At 41.7% G+C, this 3,119-nt stretch carries 4 protein-coding genes and 1 pseudogene; 3 read left to right on the top strand and 2 right to left on the bottom strand.

The window, feature by feature from the left end; translation table 11 throughout:
- A partial coding sequence (locus tag Q9Q35_RS02990) for a dihydroxyacetone kinase subunit DhaK (RefSeq protein ID WP_304652068.1) occupies nucleotides 1-206 on the bottom strand: 206 nt, incomplete at its 3' end.
- Nucleotides 207-339: 133 nt separating this feature from the next.
- Between Q9Q35_RS02990 and Q9Q35_RS02995 the strand changes: the two genes are divergently transcribed.
- Nucleotides 340-1,326, top strand: coding sequence for a dihydroxyacetone kinase subunit DhaK (locus tag Q9Q35_RS02995; RefSeq protein ID WP_304652069.1), 987 nt, complete (start codon nucleotides 340-342; stop codon nucleotides 1,324-1,326).
- On the opposite strand, the gene dhaS is transcribed toward Q9Q35_RS02995, so the two are convergent.
- Nucleotides 1,320-1,847 carry a dihydroxyacetone kinase transcriptional activator DhaS gene (dhaS, locus tag Q9Q35_RS03000; RefSeq protein WP_304652070.1) on the bottom strand — a complete coding sequence of 176 codons (528 nt, stop codon included), beginning with the start codon at nucleotides 1,845-1,847 and terminating at the stop codon, nucleotides 1,320-1,322. The two genes, Q9Q35_RS02995 and dhaS, sit on opposite strands and share 7 nt — an antisense overlap.
- A 348-nt stretch (nucleotides 1,848-2,195) precedes the next feature.
- Between dhaS and Q9Q35_RS03005 the strand changes: the two are divergent.
- Together Q9Q35_RS03005 and Q9Q35_RS03010 are read left to right on the top strand one after the other, a co-directional pair.
- Nucleotides 2,196-2,866, top strand: a pseudogene (locus tag Q9Q35_RS03005) (MFS transporter); the annotation flags it as partial.
- An 86-nt stretch (nucleotides 2,867-2,952) separates the two neighbouring features.
- Nucleotides 2,953-3,119, top strand: a 167-nt coding sequence (locus tag Q9Q35_RS03010; protein ID WP_304652071.1) for a helix-turn-helix domain-containing protein, incomplete at its 3' end; no start/stop codon positions are given.

The raw sequence follows: 3,119 nt of genomic DNA on the forward strand, positions 1-3,119 counted from the left end.
CCAGAACCAACGAATCCAGCATGTGCCGGCTCATGTCCGCTACCGCCTCCGCTGACGAGCCCAACTTTTCCCTGCATAGAGGTACGATCAGCGCGCACAACAGCAGTCGTTTCTGGCAGTTGCGTTAGGTAGGTCGGATATGCTGAGACTAGGCCTGCGACCATCTCAGGTACGACATTGCTCGGATCATTCATGATTTTTTTCATGTTATCATCCATCCTTTCTTTTAATGACAACTCTATTATATAATGTAAGCGTAAACATCGTAACGGACAGATTTTACGTTGTGTCCGACAAAGTTTTTGGGGATAAGCTAGAATCAAGGGGCGAGGTGATGAGATGGAATTACTAAATTCAAAGGAGCAACTCTTAAATGATCTTAGGCGTGGTGTCCAACTCGTTGCGCCTGATTTAAAACTTGTTTCCCAAACGACAGGTTTTATCGCTAAGAGTTTTGCCGATAAGACGATTCCTGTGATCGCTTTAGGTGGAGCTGGTCATGAGCCGGCTGATTGGGGCTATGTGGGTGAAGGGATGTTGTGTGCCTCGATCACAGGGACGCTGTTTGAGCCACCAAGTGTAGCGGAGATCATCCGTGTAACTAAACAAGTGACTAAGCAAAAACAAGCTTTCTTTATTGTCAAAAATTTTCCAACTGATGTAGAAATTTTCACTCAGGCTAGTGTGTGCTTGCAAAAAGAGGGTTGGCAAGTTGCTAGTTGTATCGTTAATGATGATATTTCAGTTGATAGTGAGTTATTAGAAAAAGAACGCCGTGGGCTAGCCGGGACTGTCTTAGTTGCTAAGATCCTAGGCTATTTGGCGCAACAAGGAGCGAATTTATCGCATTTAAAACAAACCTCAGAACAGATCGTGGCTAATTTGACGACGCTTGGAGTCGCTTTTTATGGTTCCGAATTTCAGGTGACCTTGAAAAAGGAATTTACACTAAAAAAAGATGAGCTCTATTATGGAGTTGGGATCCATGGTGAACCCGGTTATCGTAAAGAGCGACTGCGCACCTCAGAATTGATCGCGCGTGAGTTGGTCAATAAGTTGCGGTTGAATCAACGCTGGTATCCTCGAGAACGTTATGCCGTCTTGATCAATGGGCTAGGTAAATTGACCGAACTTGAAAAATTGATCTTTACCGCTGATGTGGTCGAATTATTGCAAGTAGAAGGGATAGACTTGCCCTTTATCAAAGTAGGCGATCTCTTTACTGCCAATGGGCTTGCGGGAGTTTCAGTCACATTATTGAAATTACACGAACCTTGGCTAGAGGCACTGAAAGCCCCCGTCAAGACATATGCGTGGCATCAATAGTTACCAAAAGCAAACTCGATCGCATTACAAACTTTTTGAGCGAGTTCATCGTATTCTTTTGGTTCAGGCAAAAAGAGATTATTGGTCATCGTGTAGGTCAGACCTAGACAATAAGTCTCCACAAAATCATAGGCTTGGTGATTTTTGATCAGGCCTTTTTTGCGTAGGATGTGTAACAAGAGGATCTGGATATGCCAAGCTATCTCTCGGACAACATCAACTTCAATTTGGCTTTTAAGGACACTTTTGTAAAATTTAGCGTTTTCTTGAAGCTCAAAAAATACTAAAGAAATGATCTCTTGCCATGGAAGATAATCGAGATTACTGTCGATGATATCTTCCATTGTTGCTTGGATCGTCCAAGATAGCAGGTCGTATTTATCGTCAAAATTATCGTAAAATGATTGACGCCGGATCTGGGCTTGGTGCATGATCTGTGCCACACTGACATGTTTGAAGCCCTTTTGCATGACTTCTTGTCTAAATATTTGCGAGATCTTTTTTTGAGTTATATATGACATGATAAGCCCTTTCATTTTGAATATCTAAAATAATTGTAACGTTTGCCTCTAAAGTTGTCACACGATAGCTCTGCACGCTAAAAGCTTAATTTTTTCTTATAATTTTACCGCTAAAAACTTGGCTAAAGCCGTGCAAAAGATACTGAGTAGGCGATGGATCAGGCTGATCTTACCATTTTGTAAATGAAAGCTCTAAGTATTTAGCATCCAGTTGAGAGTTAGCTGGATGCATTTTTATTTTTATAAATAATATAGTGATAAAAATCACGATCGCAAACGCTGACACAAAAGTATAGATTGTGCTAAGCTAAAGCTGTTAAAACGTTATAACAGCAAGGGGGGATCAATATGTTATCATTTTTACGTCCAGCACCAGATGCTACCAAAAAAGTTCCGCCTGAAAGAGTCGCCCGCAGTTATCGCTGGCATCAGACAGGGGTCATTGTAGCACTTTGTATCGGTTATATCGGCTATTATATTATTCGTTTGATCTTTACGACCGAGCAAAATGACATCATGCGCCAATACGGTTTTACCACAGCGGAGGTCGGCTTAGTCTTATCTTGTTTTGGGATGGCTACGGGATCTCTAAGCTCTTTATGGGAGCCTTAAGTGATAAAAGTAACACGATCCGCTATTTAGCAACAGGTCTGATCGTTTCAGCCGTACTAAATATTGGTCTTGGGGCAACGCGTAATTTATACGTGATGATGGTTTTGATGTTAGTGATGTCGATCGCTCAAGGTATGGGGGCAGCTGCCTGTCAACGGACCATTCAACTATGGTGGGGCAAAAAATGGCGGGGCACCGTCTATTCGATCTGGTCGTCAGCTCACAATGCAGGGGCTTTTGCCTGTGTTGCAGTGGTCCAACTGGCTAGTTTTTTGTTTACTGGCTCGATCGCAGCTGTTTTTTACACCGCTTCAGTTATCTCATTTATGATAGCAGCCTTTGTCTTGTGGGCCGGCTTTGAACGGCCTACAGCTGTTGCTCTGCCGAGCATTGCTGAATATACGGGAGGAAATAACTGTTAATCAAAATATATTAAAATGTAATCAAACGCGATATAATATCTACAAAAAAGATGAAATGTGAGATAGATATTATGGCGATATTAAAACCAAAAGAAATGGCTAAAAGATTGGGCGTTACCGTTCTGACCCTACAACGCTGGGATAATAATGGGACTTTAAAAGCTTATCGTACTCCAACTAATCGAAGATATTATACAGAAGAACAATACTTAAAATATATCGGTCGATCAACCAATAA

Source organism: uncultured Ligilactobacillus sp. (assembly GCF_948826705.1).
GTDB lineage: Bacteria > Bacillota > Bacilli > Lactobacillales > Lactobacillaceae > Ligilactobacillus.

Excerpts from the sequence above, each read along its gene's own strand:
- Q9Q35_RS02995 (WP_304652069.1), top strand. The coding sequence starts at position 340 with ATGGAATTACTAAATTCAAAGGAGCAACTCTTAAATGATCTTAGGCGT.
- dhaS (WP_304652070.1), bottom strand. The coding sequence starts at position 1,847 with ATGTCATATATAACTCAAAAAAAGATCTCGCAAATATTTAGACAAGAA.